Source organism: Salinigranum marinum, assembly GCF_024228675.1.
GTDB lineage: Archaea > Halobacteriota > Halobacteria > Halobacteriales > Haloferacaceae > Salinigranum > Salinigranum marinum.
In genome coordinates, this window is record NZ_CP100462.1 from 360,571 (window position 1) to 379,926 (window position 19,356).

The 19,356-nt window shown below is 59.9% G+C and carries 22 protein-coding genes and 5 pseudogenes; 8 read left to right on the plus strand and 19 right to left on the minus strand.

What is annotated here, in order from left to right; translation table 11 throughout:
• Window positions 1-66: 66 nt before the first annotated feature.
• The 4 genes and pseudogenes from NKJ07_RS21800 to NKJ07_RS21815 form a co-directional block, all read left to right on the plus strand.
• Window positions 67-438, plus strand: a pseudogene (locus NKJ07_RS21800) (acyl-CoA dehydrogenase family protein); the annotation flags it as partial.
• A 931-nt stretch (window positions 439-1,369) separates the two neighbouring features.
• Window positions 1,370-1,729: a DUF8115 family protein gene (locus tag NKJ07_RS21805; RefSeq protein WP_484593996.1), complete on the plus strand. Its 360-nt coding sequence runs from the start codon at window positions 1,370-1,372 to the stop codon at window positions 1,727-1,729.
• Between the two features lie 250 nt (window positions 1,730-1,979).
• Window positions 1,980-2,270 carry a DUF433 domain-containing protein gene (locus NKJ07_RS21810; RefSeq protein ID WP_318570648.1) on the plus strand — a complete coding sequence of 97 codons (291 nt, stop codon included), beginning with the start codon at window positions 1,980-1,982 and terminating at the stop codon, window positions 2,268-2,270.
• A 3-nt stretch (window positions 2,271-2,273) separates the two neighbouring features.
• Window positions 2,274-2,507 carry a DUF5615 family PIN-like protein gene (locus tag NKJ07_RS21815; RefSeq protein ID WP_318570649.1) on the plus strand — a complete coding sequence of 78 codons (234 nt, stop codon included), beginning with the start codon at window positions 2,274-2,276 and terminating at the stop codon, window positions 2,505-2,507.
• Here the strand turns inward: NKJ07_RS21815 and NKJ07_RS21820 are convergent.
• The 9 genes and pseudogenes from NKJ07_RS21820 to NKJ07_RS21860 all read right to left on the minus strand — a co-directional run.
• Window positions 2,462-2,809, minus strand: a pseudogene (locus NKJ07_RS21820) (hypothetical protein); the annotation flags it as partial. The gene NKJ07_RS21815 and the pseudogene NKJ07_RS21820 overlap by 46 nt on opposite strands.
• 148 nt (window positions 2,810-2,957) lie before the next feature.
• Entirely contained in the window at window positions 2,958-3,761 is an 804-nt protein-coding gene (locus NKJ07_RS21825; RefSeq protein ID WP_318570650.1) for a nucleotidyl transferase AbiEii/AbiGii toxin family protein, read from the minus strand.
• A 5-nt stretch (window positions 3,762-3,766) separates the two neighbouring features.
• Complete coding sequence (locus tag NKJ07_RS21830; RefSeq protein WP_318570651.1) at window positions 3,767-4,597, minus strand: type IV toxin-antitoxin system AbiEi family antitoxin domain-containing protein; 831 nt, start codon at window positions 4,595-4,597, stop codon at window positions 3,767-3,769.
• 122 nt (window positions 4,598-4,719) lie between these two features.
• On the minus strand, window positions 4,720-5,652 hold the full coding sequence (locus NKJ07_RS21835) for an ImmA/IrrE family metallo-endopeptidase (protein ID WP_318570652.1): 933 nt from the start codon (window positions 5,650-5,652) through the stop codon (window positions 4,720-4,722).
• A gap of 87 nt (window positions 5,653-5,739) precedes the next feature.
• Window positions 5,740-6,087 carry a DUF8013 domain-containing protein gene (locus NKJ07_RS21840; RefSeq protein WP_318570653.1) on the minus strand — a complete coding sequence of 116 codons (348 nt, stop codon included), beginning with the start codon at window positions 6,085-6,087 and terminating at the stop codon, window positions 5,740-5,742.
• 375 nt (window positions 6,088-6,462) lie between these two features.
• Window positions 6,463-6,579, minus strand: a pseudogene (locus tag NKJ07_RS24615) (DUF8129 domain-containing protein); the annotation flags it as partial.
• An 86-nt stretch (window positions 6,580-6,665) separates the two neighbouring features.
• Window positions 6,666-7,325: a helix-turn-helix domain-containing protein gene (locus NKJ07_RS21850; RefSeq protein ID WP_318570654.1), complete on the minus strand. Its 660-nt coding sequence runs from the start codon at window positions 7,323-7,325 to the stop codon at window positions 6,666-6,668.
• A 40-nt stretch (window positions 7,326-7,365) separates the two neighbouring features.
• The gene (locus NKJ07_RS21855) at window positions 7,366-7,644 is read right to left on the minus strand and encodes a DUF7389 domain-containing protein (RefSeq protein ID WP_318570655.1); all 279 of its coding nucleotides are present in this window, start codon (window positions 7,642-7,644) and stop codon (window positions 7,366-7,368) included.
• Between the two features lie 19 nt (window positions 7,645-7,663).
• Window positions 7,664-8,068: a DUF6166 domain-containing protein gene (locus NKJ07_RS21860; protein WP_318570656.1), complete on the minus strand. Its 405-nt coding sequence runs from the start codon at window positions 8,066-8,068 to the stop codon at window positions 7,664-7,666.
• 122 nt (window positions 8,069-8,190) lie between these two features.
• On the opposite strand from NKJ07_RS21860, the pseudogene NKJ07_RS21865 reads away from it, so the two are divergent.
• Window positions 8,191-9,015 (plus strand): annotated as a pseudogene (locus tag NKJ07_RS21865) (restriction endonuclease); the annotation flags it as partial.
• 18 nt (window positions 9,016-9,033) lie between these two features.
• On the opposite strand, the gene NKJ07_RS24620 reads toward NKJ07_RS21865, so the two are convergent.
• The 4 genes and pseudogenes from NKJ07_RS24620 to NKJ07_RS24495 all read right to left on the minus strand — a co-directional run.
• Entirely contained in the window at window positions 9,034-9,363 is a 330-nt protein-coding gene (locus NKJ07_RS24620) for a DUF8158 family protein (protein WP_318570897.1), read from the minus strand.
• Window positions 9,360-9,701 (minus strand): type II toxin-antitoxin system PemK/MazF family toxin, encoded by a 342-nt coding sequence (locus NKJ07_RS21875; protein ID WP_318570657.1) that lies wholly within the window; start codon window positions 9,699-9,701, stop codon window positions 9,360-9,362. Before NKJ07_RS21875 ends, NKJ07_RS24620 begins: the two co-directional genes overlap by 4 nt.
• A complete protein-coding gene (locus NKJ07_RS21880; RefSeq protein WP_318570658.1) occupies window positions 9,698-10,063 on the minus strand; it encodes a MarR family transcriptional regulator in 366 nt (121 codons plus the stop codon). Before NKJ07_RS21880 ends, NKJ07_RS21875 begins: the two co-directional genes overlap by 4 nt.
• A gap of 90 nt (window positions 10,064-10,153) precedes the next feature.
• Window positions 10,154-10,294, minus strand: a pseudogene (locus NKJ07_RS24495) (DUF7558 family protein); the annotation flags it as partial.
• 1,488 nt (window positions 10,295-11,782) lie between these two features.
• Here NKJ07_RS24495 and NKJ07_RS21890 point away from each other — a divergent pair.
• Both NKJ07_RS21890 and NKJ07_RS21895 read left to right on the plus strand, forming a co-directional pair.
• Window positions 11,783-12,145, plus strand: coding sequence for a MarR family transcriptional regulator (locus NKJ07_RS21890; RefSeq protein ID WP_318570659.1), 363 nt, complete (start codon window positions 11,783-11,785; stop codon window positions 12,143-12,145).
• 71 nt (window positions 12,146-12,216) lie between these two features.
• Entirely contained in the window at window positions 12,217-12,480 is a 264-nt protein-coding gene (locus NKJ07_RS21895; protein WP_318570660.1) for a hypothetical protein, read from the plus strand.
• Window positions 12,481-12,506: 26 nt separating this feature from the next.
• Here NKJ07_RS21895 and NKJ07_RS21900 read toward each other — a convergent pair whose 3' ends face one another.
• The 3 genes from NKJ07_RS21900 to NKJ07_RS21910 form a co-directional block, all read right to left on the minus strand.
• Complete coding sequence (locus tag NKJ07_RS21900) at window positions 12,507-13,466, minus strand: DUF8186 domain-containing protein (protein WP_318570661.1); 960 nt, start codon at window positions 13,464-13,466, stop codon at window positions 12,507-12,509.
• Between the two features lie 218 nt (window positions 13,467-13,684).
• Complete coding sequence (locus NKJ07_RS21905; RefSeq protein WP_318570662.1) at window positions 13,685-14,233, minus strand: hypothetical protein; 549 nt, start codon at window positions 14,231-14,233, stop codon at window positions 13,685-13,687.
• 3 nt (window positions 14,234-14,236) lie between these two features.
• The gene (locus NKJ07_RS21910) at window positions 14,237-14,443 is read right to left on the minus strand and encodes a hypothetical protein (protein WP_318570663.1); all 207 of its coding nucleotides are present in this window, start codon (window positions 14,441-14,443) and stop codon (window positions 14,237-14,239) included.
• A 1,573-nt stretch (window positions 14,444-16,016) separates the two neighbouring features.
• Here NKJ07_RS21910 and NKJ07_RS21915 point away from each other — a divergent pair.
• Complete coding sequence (locus NKJ07_RS21915; protein WP_318567202.1) at window positions 16,017-17,183, plus strand: ISH3 family transposase; 1,167 nt, start codon at window positions 16,017-16,019, stop codon at window positions 17,181-17,183.
• Window positions 17,184-17,376: 193 nt separating this feature from the next.
• Here NKJ07_RS21915 and NKJ07_RS21920 read toward each other — a convergent pair whose 3' ends face one another.
• The 3 genes from NKJ07_RS21920 to NKJ07_RS21930 form a co-directional block, all read right to left on the minus strand.
• On the minus strand, window positions 17,377-17,703 hold the full coding sequence (locus NKJ07_RS21920) for a DUF6788 family protein (RefSeq protein ID WP_318570664.1): 327 nt from the start codon (window positions 17,701-17,703) through the stop codon (window positions 17,377-17,379).
• A 99-nt stretch (window positions 17,704-17,802) separates the two neighbouring features.
• Window positions 17,803-18,327, minus strand: coding sequence for a PIN domain-containing protein (locus NKJ07_RS21925; protein ID WP_318570665.1), 525 nt, complete (start codon window positions 18,325-18,327; stop codon window positions 17,803-17,805).
• An 8-nt stretch (window positions 18,328-18,335) separates the two neighbouring features.
• On the minus strand, window positions 18,336-18,905 hold the full coding sequence (locus NKJ07_RS21930) for a DUF7437 domain-containing protein (protein WP_318570666.1): 570 nt from the start codon (window positions 18,903-18,905) through the stop codon (window positions 18,336-18,338).
• Window positions 18,906-19,356 lie beyond the last annotated feature (451 nt).

Genomic DNA, 19,356 nt, shown 5'->3' on the forward strand with positions numbered 1-19,356 from the left:
ACACTGCACGAGACCGATCCAGCCACCGTCACGAACTGTTTTCACCGTCCACCCCGACGGACGGACATGGACCTCCTCGACGCCGCTCCCGTCCCCGAGCGCGCCCACGACGTCAAGCAGCGGGCCCGCGAGTTCGCCGCCGAACGGATCGAACCAGTGGCCGCCGACTACCCCGCCTCCGGCGAATACCCGTGGGACGTCCTCGAAACCGGCATGGACGCGGGGCTGGTCGCGGGGGACATCGGCGAGGAGTGGGGTGGAGAGGGCTTCGACCTCCTCGAACAGCCCGCCATCGCCAAGGAGACGTACCGGGCCGACGCGGGCATCGCGCTCACCCTCCATCTCGCGAGCTTCGGCTGTACTATCGTCGAGAAGTACGGCAGCGAGGCCCAGAAGGAGACGTGGCTCGAACCGGTGGCCGCCAACGAGCAGATTTCGCGGCCCGACGCTCCGAGACAAACGTCTTGATTGGCATCATCGTTTGTCGGGTGACGCGTGCTCACCTTCTCATCATCTGTTTCGGCGAGGAGACGGTCGAGGTCGTCCTCGCTCAAGTGACGGACGATCTCTTTGTTCCGATCTCCACTCATGGCTCACATGTCTTGATCCATGATTAAAAGTCACCTTGGTTACTAAAGGACGGTATTCTGTGTGGATGCACTTCAGAATAATCCGATTTCTATCGAAATCGGTGGTGAACCTCGAAAGTAGTGATATAGAGCATCTATTCAGCATTTTCGAGGTGGAGCCCCCGACTTCAAGGAGCGAACGGAGTGAGCGAGGAGGTCGGGGAGGAACCCGACATGGGACGACGCAACCGGCATATTCGCTCCTTTCGCTACGCTTCGGTTGCTCCTTGAGGCCGAAGGCTCCACCTCGAAAAACGATGAATCGCCGCCCGGAACGTTGACGGCGGACCGGTGGCGTCAGGCGTGTCAGACTCGTCTTCTTCGGACATCGATACCGTCTCATCATCCGGCGATTGATCAGGTGTCGGACCGTCTTGCGGACTGGTCGACGACGGATCGGCCGATGGATCTTCGAGTTCGTCGCTATCTGCGCTCTCTGGGGGTGTTTCTGTACTCATGGTTGATGGTAAGAGCAGCAACTAGGAGTGGGGAATAAGAGTCGATGGAATCGGTACCGAGTCGACTCCGACTCTCCCTCACCCCCTTCGGGACGGTAAATTCGCGAATACGACAGGATTAGCAAGAAGCCGCACTGCGACTGGTTTGAAGACCGATTACGAACTACCTCGAAACATGACCTGGGGAACACTGCGGGACACCTACGTCGCTGCGCTCCAGCACGACTTAGTAGACCTACCCGATCAAGCAGCCTTGGTCGGAGTCGTCAGATCGCCAATGCCCTGTCCCAGGGCGACCGGCTCAACGAGGCGGCACAGGCGGACAACCGGCGGTCGCTCCGAGACGATATCGTCGACGAGCTGGCAGCGATCGACGCCGGCGACCGACAGAAAACCGTGAGCGTGTGGGACGGCGATCTCGCAGCGTTCGTCGCGGTGCTCGATCGAGATACGAATGCTGAGCATCGCGCGGCGGTCGGGCACGCCCTGCGGGAGGCCCTGGGGCGCGACGACGACGACAGCGACGTCGATCGGAGTGAGGTCCTCCGCCTGGCGCTCCGACTCGGGTTCACCGAGGCAGCGCCCGAGTATCTCGACACGCTCCGGGAGGCGATCGGCGACCACGCCGCTGATCGCCTATAGGAATTCCTGTAGCACCGTAAATCGCGGCTCAGATTGCTTTTGGACTTCCTACAGGATTTCCTATAGACTCAAGAAACCTCGTGAATCGGAGATACAATCACTCACTGTGAGATAGAGAGAATGGGTTCAGCAGAACTGCCCGTTTCTGTCGGGGTCTGATGGACAAGCCGCATTCGAAGTCGGCAGCGGAAGAGCGACGTACGCTCTCTTCGGCGAGGATTCAAGACCCAGGAGTGCCTATTAGAATTCAATGGCGACCCAGCAGTATCGAATCGTCTCCGCCGAGGACTCAGAGATTCACGGGGAGCCCCACATAGAGGGGAGCCGCGTCACCGTCCGAGATGTGCATGGGCGCGTCGAAGAGCGCGGACTCGCCCCCGAGCGAGTCGCCGAGCGATACAACCTGGATATCGCAGACATCTACGAGGCGCTCGCGTATTATCACAACAATCCCGAGGAGATGCGGCGGGTCGAGAAGCGCCACGAGCGAGCCGCCACCGAAGCGAAAGCGCGGTCGTCACTCACGCCACCCGATCGCTGATCGATGGCGTATCGGCTCATCCTCGACGAAAACGTCGAACGTGAAGTGTTCCATCGGCTTGAGAACTACGGGCACGACGTCGAGCATGTCGATTTCGTGCCCGAGCTCGGGAAGGGGACTGCCGACCATCCGATCGCGCAGTATTCGCTCGACACTGATCGTGTGATTGTGACGTACGACGACGACTTCGTACCCAGCGCAGCCATCACGTCGACGATGGTCCGTGGGACGGTCTGATGGTCGTCCGGGAAGAACACCCGGAAGCGGGTACACGATTCCTGCGGTGGGACAGTCTCCCACCAGTCCTCGCTGGAGCCCCAGCTATCGAACATCGCCTCGTCGCTCCCGTAGCCGACCGTGACGCCGTCGATCGGCGACCAGTCAGTCGGCAGGTGGTCTGCCTGCCCTTCGAGTATCCGGAGAACGGCGTATCGAAGGTACTCGTGGGCCTAGTTGTCCGTCGTTCGAGCGATCTGATTGTGCTGCTCGGCGACGTGCTCGGCTTCCCCGAGGACCGTCGTGAGATAGGGTTCAGTCATGATTCGACAGAGGTCAGAATGTCCCTCCGCCCCTCAGCGGGCGCTGATAGACTTAACCAACATCGTCGGCTGAACCTCCGCTCTGTTGGTTAAAGATCGGGCTACCGAATCCGGTTCCTCCCGGTCGGCCATCAAAAGCGTCTACGACCTACGGCGACCCCTGCTGCGAGATCGTCGTGTCCAACCGTTCCCAGACCGTCTCGAACGCTGGCGGTTCGCCGGTGAGGTCCGGGAGTGTCGTCTCCCACTGCTGGCGGATCTCGTCCCGCTGGTCCTCCGGAAGTCCCCCCGACAGATCGACGGTGAGTCCATCGTGTTCGCACTTCGCCTCGAACGCGGGTTGAACCTCGGCAAAGTCAATTGTGACCGACTCGGTTTCGAGCAACTGGTAGAGGTCGTAGTAGTCGCGAGCAGCCCCCCGCTGGTAGATCGCGCGAAGCTTTTCCGCGAAAATTTCCTCAACGCTGTAGGCCTGCAAGTCGAACTCGGGGATGTCCTCGTAGGCGTGGGTATGCTGGACCGGTTCGAGGGCGACGTGCTTGTCGACCATCACGTCGATGCTGGTCGTGTTGGGATGGCCGAGGACAGCACGATACTGGATGCTGATGTCGACGTAGTGGGTTGGATAATGCTCCTGCCGGGATTCGTGATGCTCTCGAATCGTGAACTCGATTCCGGAGCGATCGGTGACCGTCTCAAGTAGCGCTCGCAACTCGCTCTTTGACCCCTGATACTGGCCTGCGACGCCGAAGTCAAGCTCCTCGGAGTACCGCCACGAGCGCGGGAAATACAGCTTGCTCAGCGCGGTACCGCCCTTGAACAGGAGATTGTCACCGTAGTCGCTGGTGAAGATGCCCCAGAGAAGCCAGGAGTTCACGTAGTTCTTCTCGGCGTACCCCTGGCGGACGCCGAGCTCACGAGCGAGAACCCGGAGCCGATCTTGGCTGATCATCGCGATCAGGACTCCGACGGCTCCAGCGCGGCTGGTTCGACGTTAACCCGGAGGTGGTACGTGCTGTCTGTCGATCCGGTCTCGGGACGCGTGGGATCCAGCAGAGAATAGCCACTTGTGAACGACGCGCCGAGCGCCTCTCGGGTGGGAAGGTCGATGCCGAGCTGGTCGGCGAGGTAAACGATCCGCTTGGTCGCGGCACCGTTGTCGAGGCGCTCGAGATACTCGCCGACGGTTTCCCAGGCACAGCCCTGCTCGTCGGCGGCGCGCATTGCGCTCGCGAGCTCGCGGATGCCGCCACAGAACTCGGGATGGTCCGCGCAATCGACGAGTGTCTTCTCCAGGTCGCTGACCTGGACGGTAGTCCCCTCGACGGAGGTCGGTGTCGTGCCGAAGAACTTCCGCTCGGTGACCGTCGTGACGCGGTACGGCACGCCGTGAATCTCCCGGCTCTGGGCCCGGGTTGGTGTCACGACGTAGACTGTCCGGGGTACCTGTTCGGTCAGCCCGTGGTGGCTGAGCGCGCTGTAGTAGCCGATGTACATTGGCTCGGCGACGTGGGCGGCGATGAGGTACTCATGGGTCGTGTACATGGACTTCTCGCCGGCCGCGAGCGGGATGATGAGGTATGTTCCCGTGAAGAGTCGGTCGAGCCACCCCTTCTCCGTGAGTCGGGACGCGATCTCCCGGGCGGCGTTCGGAGCTACTTCCAGGGTCGTCTCGATGTCGTCGGCCGAGATGATCTGGTGGCCCTCAGCGGCAAGCCGCGAGAGGAGCCGACTCTCCCGAGTTGAGAGCCCCTGCCGATTACTTTGCGTTTGTTCTATGGCTCCCATACCTGCGTTTCGTACATAGAATATACAACTATACCGACTTGAGTGTTGTGCCACCGCTCGCTGACGGGCCCAACCTGGTTAACCAACGGAAGGAGATTACGGGGAAGAATGTTGGTTAAGAGTTACTCTCTCGCTTCGAGTGTGTCGATGACTTCCTGCGCCGACGTACTGATCCGTCCAAGCCGCTCGCGAACAACCTCGGGATCGTCCGACTCCCAGGCTGCGAGGTAGAACGCCGAGCCGCTGGTATCGAGTCCGCAGTACCGCCCGACGACGTACGCGACGGCTTCGGCCTCGACTTCGCGTTTCGACCGCTCGGTGTCGTCGTCGACGTCGAAGTGGAGCAGGGCGTGCGCGTACTCATGAATCAACGTCCGGGCGAGATCAGCGTCGTTCTCCCGATCTCGAACCTCGACACGCGGCTGCATATCGACGAGACTCAGCTGCTCGCAGATGCCCTTTGCCTCACCGTGGGTCCACTTGTCGGCCGGAATGATCTGCGCCGTCACGCCGAGTTCATCCGCGGCGTCGGTCAGTTGACCAACGAGGTCGCCAGCGTCCCCAGTCGCCTCAGTGTCGAGGTCGGGGAGCGGCTCACCGTCGGTCTGGGAGATGTCAAACACCGGTGCGGGTCTGAATCCAACGAGCCCCTTCGACCACTCTTCAGGCGGTGTCTCGTCGTAGTCACAGTCGCTGCTCTTGTGGTAGCTCGGCGAGTTCTCGCACTCTGGGCACTGGTTCGTGATGATTGGTGCCCAGATCCAGATCGCGCTTTCGCCCTCCTGGACGTGCCGGTCAAAGTCTTCTTGCCATGTCCGATAGCCCGCCACGCGGGTCGCCTCGGGACACTGGCGCTTGATCAGGAGCGTATTTCGGTAGGAATAGTCGTGGAACCGGCTCTGGACATCGAGCCACTCCTGGAACTCCGTGCTGGATTGCGCCTCGTCGACGCCGGCGACGAGGTCGTTGATCCACTGTTCGATGGTGCTGTTCATCTCGTCCGATCGCGTGTCGGTCTCGTCGAAGGAGACCGACGAGTCACTGGTCGTAGCCATGATTTCACTGAATCGAGTTCACCGCAATCGCGTCAGTTTAGAACGCGCCGCACCCCTCTGGGGCGAACAAACAACCTCCCCTGAGTGTCACCGGAGTTCGTGTGGTTCGTCCGCGAACCCGACTGTAACGAGGTACTCGAGATACTCGTCGAACCGCTCGACGTCGCTGGGTGTGTCTGTCGCGAGGTGGCGTGCCCACTCGATGGCCCACTGGAATGCGGGGTCGGTCCCACCCTTTCCGTGGATATACCACCAGCGGGCCGCTTTCAGCACGACGAGCGGATTCGTCGGCGGATGCTCGCTTGCTAGTCCACAGGTGATCGACTGGATCTCCTCAGGAACGTCTGCTGGATCCACCTCGGACGTCTGGGTGTTCGGTAGGTCGATTGGAATCTGATCGATTGAGATGTCACTCGGATGCTGCTGTTGACTCATGTAGAATCACTCTCTTGTAGGCTCTCTTTCGAGCCCTCACCCCTTTCAGGGGACGAAAAACTAGCCGCTGTGTCGCTGTACTGCGAAGCACAGCCGCTCTACTCAGGACACGATTTGCGACATCGGCGAAATTGGTAAGTTCACAAGCAGATAATCACCAATTAGATGACCGCATCGAAGGCTGATTTGTGGACTACATGGCTTGACAATACCCTTCTTGAAGATATTCGTGACCCGAGTCGGCCGGATCCCGTTCCCTTCCTTACTGCGGTTGATGGAGGATTTGCCACCACCAATGCGCTCGACCGTTATCGGTATGGTAAGAATGATGGCGAATATTTGTATTTCATCTACTTAGCGGACGAGCCAATCAATATCCATGTCGTGAATCGTCGTGATACCAGCGTTGATGAGTCGGGTGTTTGGTGGTTCAAGACGCTGTTCCGGTGTGAGGCCGTCTGATTCGACGGAGAGATTCGACGAGTTACTCATTTTTGTTCGCCTCCGCTCTCTCAAGGCGACGATAAACAGCGGCCAGGCCACTCCCGATCGAAGAAATTCTTTGTCAGAACTCTAAGTTAGTTTGGACGGTAGTTCGCGTCAGTGTCGACGCTGTCGTATATGCGGCCGAGCATGTCGAGCGCCGACTGGAAGTGCGCATAGTGCTCGTTTGCGAACGCCACGGTTTCTTTGAGTGGGATGACGGGCCGTCCGTCGACCATCTCGTTCTCAATCTGTGGCCGCGGCTCGAGTACCACCTGTATCGCACCATTGAGGTCGTCGGCGGGCTGGCGTTCCTGTGCGGTCGGGATTCTGAACCGATCGAAGAACGCCGTCCAGGCCTTGAGATTGGACTCGTGAACGGCGATGAACAGCGGATAGTCCTCTGGGTCGCGAGCGACCTGGTAGCCACCGCGGGTCCAGACGTAGACCGCATCGATGCCAGTGTATGCATACTCCATCCCCGCGAACTGCGGGAGGACATACACCTCCGTGATGGATGGCGGCGAGATGTCTGCTGACGCCGTCAGGAATTCGAGACCAACATCTCGGAGCGTTTGATCGACGAGATGAAGCCCATCGTCGTACGCGACGTAGCCTGCATCCTCGAGGCGGTTCACGACGCGACGGATCGTCTCTCGGTTCTCGTCGATCTTCCGCGCGACGCCGGAGATGGAATCTCCTGGGTCAAGCGCGAGAATGACCTTGAGTTCCTTCTCACCACACACTTCGTACATCCTATGGTTACACAATTCTGTGCAATACTCAAAAGAAGTACTATTCGTGTGGGTCGGCTGGCTGGATCTGGCGAGCGTCCTCAGCGAGGTCGTGGATATACTCGCGGAGGGTTTCCATATCCTCGCGGGCATCTTCGAGCGTCTTGCCCTTCACTTTGGCCGTGATCTTGTCTTGATCGCGGGTGCCAGTACCGCGAGTGAGTTTGACGGTGAGTGAGACGCCGACATCGCTTCGCTCGACGTACTTGATTGGTGCCTGACGCTCACGGTTCTGCGGCGATTCTGCGCCCGTACGAGGCTGTTGGGTGTGTTCTGACATTGATTGCTCTCTGTGATCGTTAGTTGACGGACGGTGCGACTGGATCGTCGACTATCTCACAAAGGGCTGCATCTATCTCGCGTCCCGTGAGTCGCCAGCAGCCGTCAGGTCCTGTACACTTTAGCTGGCTCACTACTTTGGTCTTGAACGCCTTGTACTCCGCCAGTGCCACCTCCTCATCGTCAGTGTAATCGAGCAGAAGGGCGAGTGCGAGTTGGGCCGGCCCGCTGCCACCATATCCCCATTCGAAGCCCGAAGGACTGTGATTCGCCTGCTCGAGACTCCGCTCTGGCGTGAGCTGTTCTTGGTCCGATTGCTTCTCGACAATGGCGCGGCCTCGACGACGGTAACCGACGTAGATGACGTCGGGATCAGCTGAGGTCCGTGACTGTACGTGCGAGCGTGGGTCGCTGATTCCACTCATAGGTTAGTTCGCGGGAGGCTCGTTCGATCACCCCCGCACCCCTCTCGGGGGTTCAAAAACAACACGGGGCTGCGTTCGGCAACGTATTTGGCAGTTGCAACGTACTGTCCACATAATTCGGGATGGCTGTACTGGACGATCTCTCAGGGTTCGAGTTTGAGGACGTGATAGAGGACGTCTTCCGAAATCTCGGGTACGAGAACGTCCGTCAGGCTGAGCGAACCGCTGACGAGGGCCGAGACGTCATCATGGAGGAGGTCGTCGACGGCACCCGGCGCGCGATCATCGTGGAGTGCAAGCACACGGGGACGGTCGGGCGGCCGGTCGTTCAGAAGCTCCACTCCGCCATCGCGACGTTCGACTTCGACGGCCCGAAACGTGGGATGGTCGTCACGACTGGCCGGTTCACGAACCCTGCCCAGGAGTACGCCGACCGCCTCCAGCAGAACGACGACCCACACCCAATCGAGCTGCTCGACGGCGAGGACCTCCGGGAGATCGCCGACGAGATCGGCCTTGACCTCTACAACGGTCGCATCGAGATCCTCTGCGACGAGACGCTCCGCCCGTACGACCCGGCCGCCGACGTCGACGCGGCCGTCGCGGAGGCGTTCCGCGATATCGAGAACATCGAGGCTGCCGACCTCCCAGACCCACACTCATCGGTGACGTTCCGCCCGGTGGTCGCGGTCACCGCGGACACGAACGCCGTCTTCGAGACGTCGGTGGGCGTCATCCACCGGATCAACGACCGGACCCGATTCGTCGCCCACGCTGAACGCGGGCAGCCACAGGTTGTCGACGAGGACGTCGCGACGCTGGTCACCGAGAACCTCCACGCGACGGTCGATCTCGACGCCGAGCAGTCCGCGGAGGTTTTCGACGACGTCGAGGAGAACCGGTTCGACCAGACACAGACCGAGTACAAGGAGTGGGCCGTCGAGCGGCCGAGGGCTTTCAAAGAGTTACGCCTGCGGTTCCGTGTTCAGTTCACTGAGAACCTGCGTCGCGACCGTCCCGATCCGAACGCCATCGACTGCCGTGACATCGTGGTCTGCAGCGGCCGTCCGAAACGGGACGACGTCGACGAGGATCTGGTGGATGACCTCCCGAACGATTGCGTCCCCGTATCGATCGACAACCGTGGCCATCGTGCCATCGAGATGTGCATCCGAGTTATCTGTCCGGGGAGTAGCAGCTCGTTCGAGCATGCGCTCACAGACTGTGTTGACGGATGCGTGCCCGGGATTGCCAGTTCGTTCCCGGACGTCGTACACTGTCGCGTGATCGGTCATTCCTCAGCCGGTGGTTCCAGATAGTGCTTGAGCGCGTCGACGACGGTCTGGACGAACGACTCTTCGAGGCGACCCTGTCGTCGAACGATCGCGGCGTGCTTCGGCGACGCGACCACCCACGGTGAGGCGTAACTCTGTCGGGGCATCCCGCCCTCAACCCAATCAGCGTCATCCAGGGGGATCCCTTCGTCGTGGGGTGTCGTCGTCAGTGTGACCGTTATGTACTCCTCGTCGCCGAACGGGTGCCTGTCGTTGTTCAGAATCAGCCACGGACGCGGGTTCTCACCCGACTTGAACGGGTCCGGCCCCCAGACGACATCCCCGCGCTGATAGCTCATTCAGTCGCCTCGTCCTCGTCGTCGACGGCGTGTTCTAGCCATTCGTCCATGTCCTCCTCACCGAAGCGGTCGTTCGCGGCCCGCGTGCTCTCGACCATACTCGTGTAGGCGGCGACGTCGTCGGCCTCGCCGAGCGCCCAGTAGTTGCCTTTGTGGCGGACGAGCCCGCGATCTTCGAGACGTGAGAGGACGACGCTGATGCTCCCGGTGTTCACGTCGGTCGCGTCGCGAATTTCGCTCTGGGTGAACGCCTGGTCGGGATACGTGGCGAGGAACCGCATCACGCGGTCGGCGTTGGTCTCCCCATTGTGCTTGAGGCGGTCCTCGGGGGAGGCTTCGAAGGTCTCGATGTCGATGGGCATATGTATTTCTTTGTCGGTGAGTGTATTAGGTGTATTGGCGTATTTTCTGATCGAGTTGGCTGATGGATACCACTGGGGGAACTGAATCACCTACTGCTCGACCAAATGCGCCTCGAGATCGCGCGTCCAGTACGTCGCGAGCCCGCCCGGGCTACACCGCTCGCACAGCTGCAACGGGCCTTCAAGATGACCGAGTTCGACGCGGAAGCGCGTCAGCGCCGCGAGTGCTTCCCACGCCATCCGCCCGCCTGGAAGCCGCTCTTCTGACGCCTGCTTCAACAACGCCGCCGCGTCCGTCGTAACGAACCCCGGGAGTCCCAGGTTGCCCACGATCATCTGGATGTCACGGAGTCCCTCGTTGAGCCGGATCGCACGCTTTGACTCCATCTGGAACCGCTTGTGCCGACGCCGCAGCCGTCCGAACTTGTCCTTCTGCGCCTTCGTCAACGAGTTTCCGTACCCGTCCGACCCGAGAAAGAATGTCGTGTGCAGACCTCGATCGACGCGCAGTTGAGTCGTCCGCTCGAGACTCCACTCGACCGGGCCGTTCCCGACTTCGCCCTGCTTGTGCACACTCGGGCTCATCTCTCGTGCGATGGCATCCTCGTCGACCACGAGGCCACACGCCTCACACACCGTCTCGATCTGGACTCGCACCACCCGGCCACCGCATTCATCACACCGATCCGTCCGGCGTTCCGCGTTCTGTTCTCGCGCCTGTGCGTCCGAAACTTCTTGTCCGATAGCGTAACTACTACTCATTGGGTTACTTGCCCGAAGGCGCGTCCTCTACCGCGTCTTCACCGACACTCACCTCTACATGAGTTCCATCTCCGTCCAGCAGTTCTCGACACCGACTGCGTCTCGCTCGCGCCTTCGAGTGCCCCTCCGGGGCGCGAGCGAGACGCCTGATCGCGAGTGAAACCAACCAGCCGCGCGCACCGGAGGCGGGGACCTGAGCGGCCAGCGGAGTGAGGCTCGTCGCGTTCCGAGCAGTGCGCGGTTCGAGCGGTAGTGAGAACCGCGATGCGAGCGGCGAGAGCGCGGAACGCTGTTCCGCGGACATTCGAGCGGGCGGAGCCCGCGAGAAGGAGCCGCGAGCAAGCGCAGGAACCGACCGCCTCACCCGCTGGCGCACCGGAAAGGTGCGAGCGAAGCGAGGGACGAACAGCGTGAGTCCCTCAAAGCGAGCAGTGGAACCGCGAGCGAGGCGAGGTGCGAGTGTAACGAGCACGTCGGGAGTCCCCGTCTCGGGGAGGTGAGCGAAGCGCGGAACGAACGCAGTGAGTTCCGCGAGGCGAACGGCGAGAGCGCGGGACCCGCTTTCACCGCACCCCTTCCGGCTCGGACTCGTCCGAGCGGACTCTCGAGTCGCCAATTCCCTCTTACTCGTGGGTGGTGTACTGTTCCAGGGATTGGCGTTTGGGGCCTCCATAGACGGGGTAGCTGGATTAGTGGCTTGAGTGGTAGTTGCGCAAAATCCTAGTTCGGCTCAAGTCTCCTCTGGTAGCTGGCAGAATGGTGCTGCTGAATGCGCGGCGTAAGTCGGGTGTGTATGTCTCTGGGACGAACCCTATTCTTTGGCTCCTCCACCTTCCCTGGGCGCGAACGGTGTCCATATCGACCTGACTATGCACAATGGTGGATGGCTGTCGCGGGAAAGAGTCTGGAGCCAGAAGACTGATTACGCTCGTCAACATACAATTACAGTAGATTACAATGCCTGTCGATTTCGAGAGTTACCATCCGAGTAACCTTCCAAATGAGGGGACAAACGGGCGACGGATCCTCGAACACCTCGCACAATATCCCGAGCTCGGGTTCACGCCGAGTGAACTCGCCGACGAACTCGATATCTCCCGGGGAAGTGTTGGGACGACACTGAGTCGCCTCGAAGAGCGAGGACTCGTCCGACACAAAGGTGAGTATTGGGCGATCAATATCGAGGCGTACGACGCCCAAACAGCCAGTGAGATCGGCCTCCGGTCAGTTGCTGACCAATTCGAGGGCGATCACTATGATACGAACCCCGACTGGGACGCTGAACTCCCAGATGTTGACGCTGAGACGAGTGGCGAGTGATGCTTCGACGTGGAAGCATCGTCGTCGCATCCGATCCCTACGGACATACTCCTCGACGACCCTACCTCATCTTGAGCGACGAGACACACCCATTTGCGGGTGAGCAGTACATCGCCGCCGGTATCACGACGAAAGAGTACTCACCATCGATTTCGTTGGAGGGACGGTTCGTCGAAGGTGGCCTCTCGGAACAATCATTTGTCTCCCCCTGGGCTGTCGTCTCCCTTCGCGAGGCCGATATCGAGCGTGCCGTGGCAATTGTCGACCAAACGGTGACGAGAACCGCGGCGGAACAACTGGCCCGATTCGTTGGATACGACCCGACCGACTCGTAGTCATACGGTTCGGAGCGACAGGTGGCTCACGCTGGGCGGCGCCGCATATATCGCATCCAAAACACCGCGAAGATCCCGAGCACCAGCCACTCGACGAAGATCATCACGTTCGAAACTGCATCACTCAGATAGCCGACGACCTCGATCGCGTCAACGACGACCGAAGCGCTCGAAACGCTCACCGCCTGCGTTCGCAGGTAGTAGGTCGAATGCGACTCCCACCAGTCGTCGCCAGTGAATCGCGCCTGGACGATTGGGCTGTTGATGTCGACCGTCGCGGTGCCACTCGCGTCAGTGACCACAACGGGGACCGTTGCTCCATCGACGAAGATTTCTCGTCCGCTGACCGGATTGCCGTCCGTGTCGCTGAGGATGATTTCGGCGGCCCCTGCCCCGTCGTCGATCGTTACGTTCAGCACTGGCTCTTTGTAACGCGTGACCTGCCTGTCCGTCGTAACCGGCATTCCCCAGACGTCGACGGAACTGGCGGAAACTGATTCCCCGGTCACATCACCTGTACTCTTCAGCACCCCCGCGTACTGGTTGTACAGGGGAGTCGGGTTGGTGTTCTCCGTCGCGACGATCGTGGTCGGAAGCGGCGTTGCCGCGACCGACCCGCTCTCCGCGACTCGGGTAGTCTCCCACCAGATACGACGGTCTGCGGGCTGGTCGGCGAGGACACTCACGTTCGCGGGACTCATCCGGTACCGCAGCATCGCCGGGTACCGCCCCTTGTAAGAGTGTGATGCGGCGACCTCCGACGTCCCGCTCTCGCTTCGTTCCTCGACAGCAGTATTCCGTGAGACCGAAAAGAACCGCCACGGAGCGGTCACGTACACCGTCTTATCGCCGACCTGGACCTCGACGTACTCCCAGCCGGCTGCGCCAGCGGCCAGCCCCTGTTGCCCCGTGGAGTCCCGCGGGTGTTCGAGCGGGCCGTGCCCGCGAGATCGAGCCGTGAGCGCGGCGAGGCGTGGTCGTCGCACCGATCGAGAAGGGAGCGGCAGTTCGACATCCAACCGAGCGGTGCGCACCCGGTCAGCCGGGTGATTGACAGAAGCCTACACGGACGGGGTGGGACTGAACGGGGCCGGGCGGTCGACGACGGCGGGCGACGGAAGGACCGCAGCCGGAGGCGAGGACCGCAGCGAGCCCCCCGAGTCGAGCGACCGGGGGCGTTCTAAAGCGTGGGACGGCGAACCAGCTACAACTCGTCAGGGAGCGTCTCCTCGAGACGCCACTCGATGACTCGAGGGAGTGCGAGTCCAGCGGCGTACGCGACAGACCCCACGAGGGGCAGCAGTGAGCTGAGGACACCCGCCCATGCAGCAGTGACGGCGGCACTGACGTCCTGGACAACAGGGATGCGAATGGCCATCCCACGGGCAAACACGTGATACGACATCACGAGCCCGCCAGCAGCCATGACGCTGATCGCGATCATGAATACAGATTGACCGAACGCAACGGACTGACGTCCCCACCGTTTTGCGGTCGCGAGTTCTGTCCGGTAGACCGGCTCTTGTGGTTCGGAGTCGGCGAGTCGCCAGTGGTTCGGTCTCCCATCCGTCTCGAGGACGAGATACCCATCCTCGTGGAGCTCGTTCACATGATTTTGCATCGCCCGCTCGCCCACGGAGAATTCGGGGACGAGATCCTGGACCGTGAGCGTCGGTTTATCCGACTCGCGAAACACGTTCAAAATCTCCTCTCGGTGGGGCGACCTCGACGTGGATGACGCACTTGTGGGCATGACTCAGTTGAGGATGGCCCGGACAGCAGCGTAGAGCACTCCCGTCGTCAAGACGATGGCAGCGAGTAGATACAGTACGCCCCACAGTCGGAAGTCGAATAACGGGGATGCCGTTGTCCATCCCGAGAGGGCTTGGCCCATGACGATGAAAATGAATCCACCGAGGAGGAGTGCGACAACCCCCTCCGCTGCCTCAGCGAGGTCTGTCATCGCCTGCCCCCATCGGCTCTCTCCGGGAGGTCACATTCGTCGGTGCTATCGATCAGGTAGCCGAGCATGGTTAGTGAAACAGGAGGGGAGCCAGCATCTTATAAATAGAAGACGTTTTACGCGATTTTTCAAAAATATCTCCATTCGGTTTTCCGAATATAGATTTCTATTGCGTGATTCGGGATACAGAACCGGATTCTACACCGTCATCCTCACCACGCGACCAGCGTCAGTTCTCGAACGGTCCTCGACCACTCATCTAGCCCACCCGACGGGAACAAGATCCAGAATTCGGATCATCCAATTCACCTCCCTCATCGAGCAGTTTTTCTCTCAATAATGTACAGTACACCTACCCCTTTCTGTGGACAAGTATGATGGTGCATAGCATCCTCTGACGGCTGGAAAACTCACAAGAGTGCCGTCGGGCTCTTTTCTGCCGGTTGTAATCAGCTCGACGAGGTCCGAGCGATGGCTATAAAGCCAGAATGTGCGCGACGAGGGGGTGAACAACGGCAAATCACGGAGTACGGGATCGATCGGAGGGAACCGTCGGGCGATTCAGGGACCGATCAGCACGCGAGTCAAGGCGGATAGCGGCGTGTGAGGGGCTGACGACCCCGAACAATTGCTCGACGGGGAGCTCGGTTCGAGTCATCAAAATCCGAGACGAGCAAACGGATGAAAGACGTCGTCGAAGCGAGCTGCTCGGGAATCCAGAGGATCACTCACCCACCCCCCGATGGAGTAACGGGAGGTGCCCCAAAGACCGCGACGAACGCGTCCACAGCCTTGTTCTTGCGGCGTGGATGGACTACCCTTTCAACGAACGAGGTCACACGAGAACGGCTGTGGAACCCTGTCGTGTCGTGAGACGATGCGGGACTCCTCTTCTATCCGATCAGGTCATTACCCAGCCGAACAGCGCGGGGCAGAGCATACCCCAGAGCTGGGAGCGCTCCGAACAGTGTCACGAGAGACGACCGCGAGTCAGCCAGATGCAGTCGCGAAGTGTAGAAAGCATCTGCCAGATGTTCGATACGACACAGTCACCGGCATCTCCGATCGGCCCGCGTCGGGTCGACCGACCCGACCCCCAAACTGCCCCATCGTACGACCCTAAATCGGCTTCACATTCCATATACTCTCCTCTCCTTGCGGGAGACTATGCCGAATGTGGATCGATCTAGATCGTCCGAGAGCATCTATCCGACTCTTTGATTCCCTGATAGGGTCAAAACCCGATTTAGGTATACGAGCAAAAAACGCCGATAGTTGGCCATCGTCGCTGACGAAACGAGCAAATTCTGGGGTTTCGAGCCTTCTCGACGCTAAATCCGAATCAGGAAATAGCGGTCACAGACCAAGCGAAACTGAAGAGCGAGGAGTGCCGAAGAAGAGCCCGAGGAATAGTCAGCTTGCTGATAAATGTAACGAACAGCGCGGTTTCAAGATACGGACGCAGGCTGAGGAGGACTATCTCATGTAACAATCGAGCCCCGTTCACACGGGTGGTTACATAAGGTCAGTACTTCACGAAGCCGGTTAGTTGAGACGTCTGCTTGCGGAAGGTGTGCTTAGAACCCAGCAAGCAGACAGTAGACTCCATGAGGACCAGATTCTTAACTTCCTCGTCAACACCCTTGACGAGGAAGTTTCGATCACTCTCGGTGAGAACGCTCAGATAACGTCGGAAGAGATCTGTGAGGTCCTCGTCGGCGCGTGCGCCGACGGGACCTCAATCTCGACACTTTGTGAGAATAGTGCTAACTCCCCTCGTGCCAACGCCGTCCTCTATCATCTTCGGACGAAGTTCGAGCTGGAACAGCTCGAACGAGTCGGAAACACACTCCTCCAGCGAGATATTCTCGATGCCCTTCCCAAGCAGGTGGAGGTCGTCGCTGACCTCCACCTGCGTCCCTACTACGGTGACGAAGACGGCACAGAGGGCCTCTACCACTCGGAAGCCAAGCGTGGAACAACCGCATTCCACGCGTACGCGACGCTGTACGCACGCGTGAAGAACAAACGCTACACGCTGGCGGTGCGCCGTCTTGTCGACGGCGACACCGCCAGCAGCGTCCTCGCCGAGTTTCTCGGTATCCTTGACGGCCTTGACCTCGGCGTCAAGGCCGTCTACCTCGATCGAGAATTCTACGACAGCAAGTGTCTCACGCTGCTGCAGGCGCACAACCACGCGTACGTCATCCCGATTATCCGGTGGGGTCAGTCGATCAAGCAAGAACTCTCCGAGGGCTGGAGTCGCGTGATTCACCACGACATGACGGCGAAACTCGACGGTCACAGCTGGACCGTCGAGTTTCCCGTCTACATCGACTGTACCTACCAGAACGGACGATACGACGAACATGGCGTGGCGCGTCACGGCTACGCCGCTGACGCGCCGTTCATCAATTCTCCTCGCGACGCTCGATACCACTACGCGAAACGCTTCGGTATCGAGGCCAGCTACCGACTCTCCGAGCAAACGATTGCGACGACTACGACACAGGATCCGGCGGTACGGCTGCTGTACGTCGTAGTGAGTTTGCTGTTACAGAACGTGTGGCGGTATCTGCACTGGGAGTATGTGGCGACGCCCCGCCGAGGCGGGCGTCGCCTCTGGGAGTGGTCGTATAAGGAGTTCACCAACATGATCCGACGGGCAGCGTGGACGGCCCTCGCGACGCGTCGGGCCGTCCCCGCAAACCGACCGCCGGACGACCGGTTCGTCCGGTAACGACCGATCGAGTACGCCCCTGCGGTGAGTGGCAAGGCTGTCGCGTCGGCGGCGGATCGCCGCCGACAGCGACGATCTTCTCTTGATCTTCCGGTGACCCCCTCGTCAAGATCGATAGTGGAGTCGATTCGACACGGAACTTAAGCTTCAGAGGTGGTTAGCCGAGGAAGTTTCGTGAAGTACTGAAGGTCTGTCACGCTTTGCCGACGTACTCCGACCTGAGTTTGCCGTCCTCCCGGTAGTAGCGGTAGAGGTACGGACCGTGGCCTCGGCCGTCGTTACAGGTGCAGTCAGCACCACACTTCACACGCTCCTTCACCAGCGTCCCGTTCCCCTCATCGCCTTCATCGACGGGTTCGACGTCATCGGGGAGATCGGCCTCGTCGACGGGCTGGCTCCGATACTCGATCAACTCGTCGACGTACGCACGGACGTCTTCGAGCGTCTCCGTGTCCTGTTTTGGGAGTCCTTCGGCGAGGTACTTCGGGAGCGAATCAGGCGGATGTGGTGTGTCGGTCATTAGTCTCGTCTTATGTAACACATGCCTTCCAGTCAACATAGGTATTTACATAAGGTACGGAAGATTCTGACATCAGCGCCTGTAGCCCGGGAAGGCCGATTATGAATGTGAGTCGAGGTCATTCAGGAACGCCCGTCCCTCAACGACTGACGTGCGATCCGCGACACCGACCGCGGAGAGCACATCATCGATGGCTCGCTCGGCGATTCGATCGCTCACGAAGACAGTGACGTGGGACGACCCTTCTGCGACGTACTGATACGCCAGTCCGGCGAGAATCGTATCCGTCTTCTCGATCTCGTCTTCGGTGACGTCGTCTGCAGAAAGCGCGGCCATGCGGGTTCGGGTGTTGTCGACGACCTTGGACACACGGGGGACCGAAAAGTCGATCTGAGCGGGCGTCAACCAGCCGGCCTCCTGTGCGGCGCGGAGCCGGTCGCGTTGGTACTCGTACGCCCCGGGGCTCTCACCGAGTTCTTCGGCCACCTGTTTGGGGACAGTTACCGTGATGTTGTGCGTCCGAACGAAGCGCTCGAACGCCTGGTACTTGTCGTTCGAGGGGCCACCCATCGCGAAGAGGACGCTGCTGTCGATGATGGCGACGCTGTCGCTCGGAATCTCCACCGCCGACATTATTCAGGATGCTCCAGATACGGGTCGTAGGACGCGGCGTCCTCGACGACGTCCTGGAGTGCAGTGAACACGGTCATCCCCTCGACGGGGTGAACACCGAGTTTCGTCGCCGCCGTCCGCTGTGTGAGTTCGCCGTTCATCACGCGGAGCGTGTAGTGGAGTGCCGCAGCTAGTTTCGCGACCCCCTGGCGTTCGACGAATACCCGGATGTCGTCGGTCTCGAATTGTCGACCGACCGCGTCGACGAGGGTGGGTGTCGCAAGAACGTCACCATGCTCGGTGTCGAGTCGGAGGCGAATCGGGACGACGGTGACCGTCGTGGGTGTCACCTCGTCGTTTCGGGAGAGCAGGCCCATCTCCTCGAGCTGGCCGATGTACTTGTACGTCGTCGAGTGTGCCATCTCGAGGTCGGTCTTGATCGTCTCGATCTCGACGGGCCCGTGCTGGAGGATGTAGATGTAGAGCCGTGCGAGCCGCGGTGTGTTGAGGAGCTCAGCGTACGTGAGGAGATCGTTGAACGTCTCCTCGGGATTCGCCACTGTGGAGGGCTGGTCGTCCGTGGACATCATAATACATGTTCTATGGATAGTGTATTAACTCTTGGCGAGTAGTTGGCCATCAAGATGAGAACGCAAGATCTTAACCAACATCTGACGGCAAACTCCTCGTGTGTTGGTTACGAGTTCGCGAGAACTCTCGGAGAGAGTGATACAATTACCGGCATATATTACTGATAATCAGCGTGCGAGGAGTCCCAAATCACGTCACCTCATCGCAGTCATGCGGTTTTCTGTGGGGTTGGAATCGGAGATCATGTTTGGTATCTCGAGTTCTGACGTCGCTATCATTCCTCCTAATAATATGGCAGGCAATACTCCGAATAATCGATGCGTCTCGAAAGGATGAGCTGGTCATGTCAGTCAGAGTCGTGCCACAAATTCGTTAGTCGCTGAGGCGATTTGAAATGAAAGTGCCAAAGAGAAATCCGTGTGGAAACTTAGGGGTCGTCTCGCGAATTTC

Coding starts and splice junctions, on each gene's coding strand:
- NKJ07_RS21855 (WP_318570655.1), bottom strand. CDS start 7,644: ATGTCAGAACACACCCAACAGCCTCGTACGGGCGCAGAATCGCCGCAG.
- NKJ07_RS21890 (WP_318570659.1), top strand. CDS start 11,783: ATGCCTGTCGATTTCGAGAGTTACCATCCGAGTAACCTTCCAAATGAG.
- NKJ07_RS21920 (WP_318570664.1), bottom strand. CDS start 17,703: ATGACCGACACACCACATCCGCCTGATTCGCTCCCGAAGTACCTCGCC.
- NKJ07_RS21835 (WP_318570652.1), bottom strand. CDS start 5,652: ATGGCTACGACCAGTGACTCGTCGGTCTCCTTCGACGAGACCGACACG.
- NKJ07_RS21910 (WP_318570663.1), bottom strand. CDS start 14,443: ATGACAGACCTCGCTGAGGCAGCGGAGGGGGTTGTCGCACTCCTCCTC.
- NKJ07_RS21930 (WP_318570666.1), bottom strand. CDS start 18,905: ATGATGTCCACGGACGACCAGCCCTCCACAGTGGCGAATCCCGAGGAG.
- NKJ07_RS21875 (WP_318570657.1), bottom strand. CDS start 9,701: ATGAGCTATCAGCGCGGGGATGTCGTCTGGGGGCCGGACCCGTTCAAG.
- NKJ07_RS21815 (WP_318570649.1), top strand. CDS start 2,274: ATGGCGTATCGGCTCATCCTCGACGAAAACGTCGAACGTGAAGTGTTC.
- NKJ07_RS21860 (WP_318570656.1), bottom strand. CDS start 8,068: ATGAGTGGAATCAGCGACCCACGCTCGCACGTACAGTCACGGACCTCA.
- NKJ07_RS21905 (WP_318570662.1), bottom strand. CDS start 14,233: ATGCCCACAAGTGCGTCATCCACGTCGAGGTCGCCCCACCGAGAGGAG.
- NKJ07_RS24620 (WP_318570897.1), bottom strand. CDS start 9,363: ATGACCGATCACGCGACAGTGTACGACGTCCGGGAACGAACTGGCAAT.
- NKJ07_RS21880 (WP_318570658.1), bottom strand. CDS start 10,063: ATGCCCATCGACATCGAGACCTTCGAAGCCTCCCCCGAGGACCGCCTC.
- NKJ07_RS21810 (WP_318570648.1), top strand. CDS start 1,980: ATGGCGACCCAGCAGTATCGAATCGTCTCCGCCGAGGACTCAGAGATT.
- NKJ07_RS21850 (WP_318570654.1), bottom strand. CDS start 7,325: ATGTACGAAGTGTGTGGTGAGAAGGAACTCAAGGTCATTCTCGCGCTT.
- NKJ07_RS21830 (WP_318570651.1), bottom strand. CDS start 4,597: ATGGGAGCCATAGAACAAACGCAAAGTAATCGGCAGGGGCTCTCAACT.
- NKJ07_RS21840 (WP_318570653.1), bottom strand. CDS start 6,087: ATGAGTCAACAGCAGCATCCGAGTGACATCTCAATCGATCAGATTCCA.
- NKJ07_RS21825 (WP_318570650.1), bottom strand. CDS start 3,761: ATGATCAGCCAAGATCGGCTCCGGGTTCTCGCTCGTGAGCTCGGCGTC.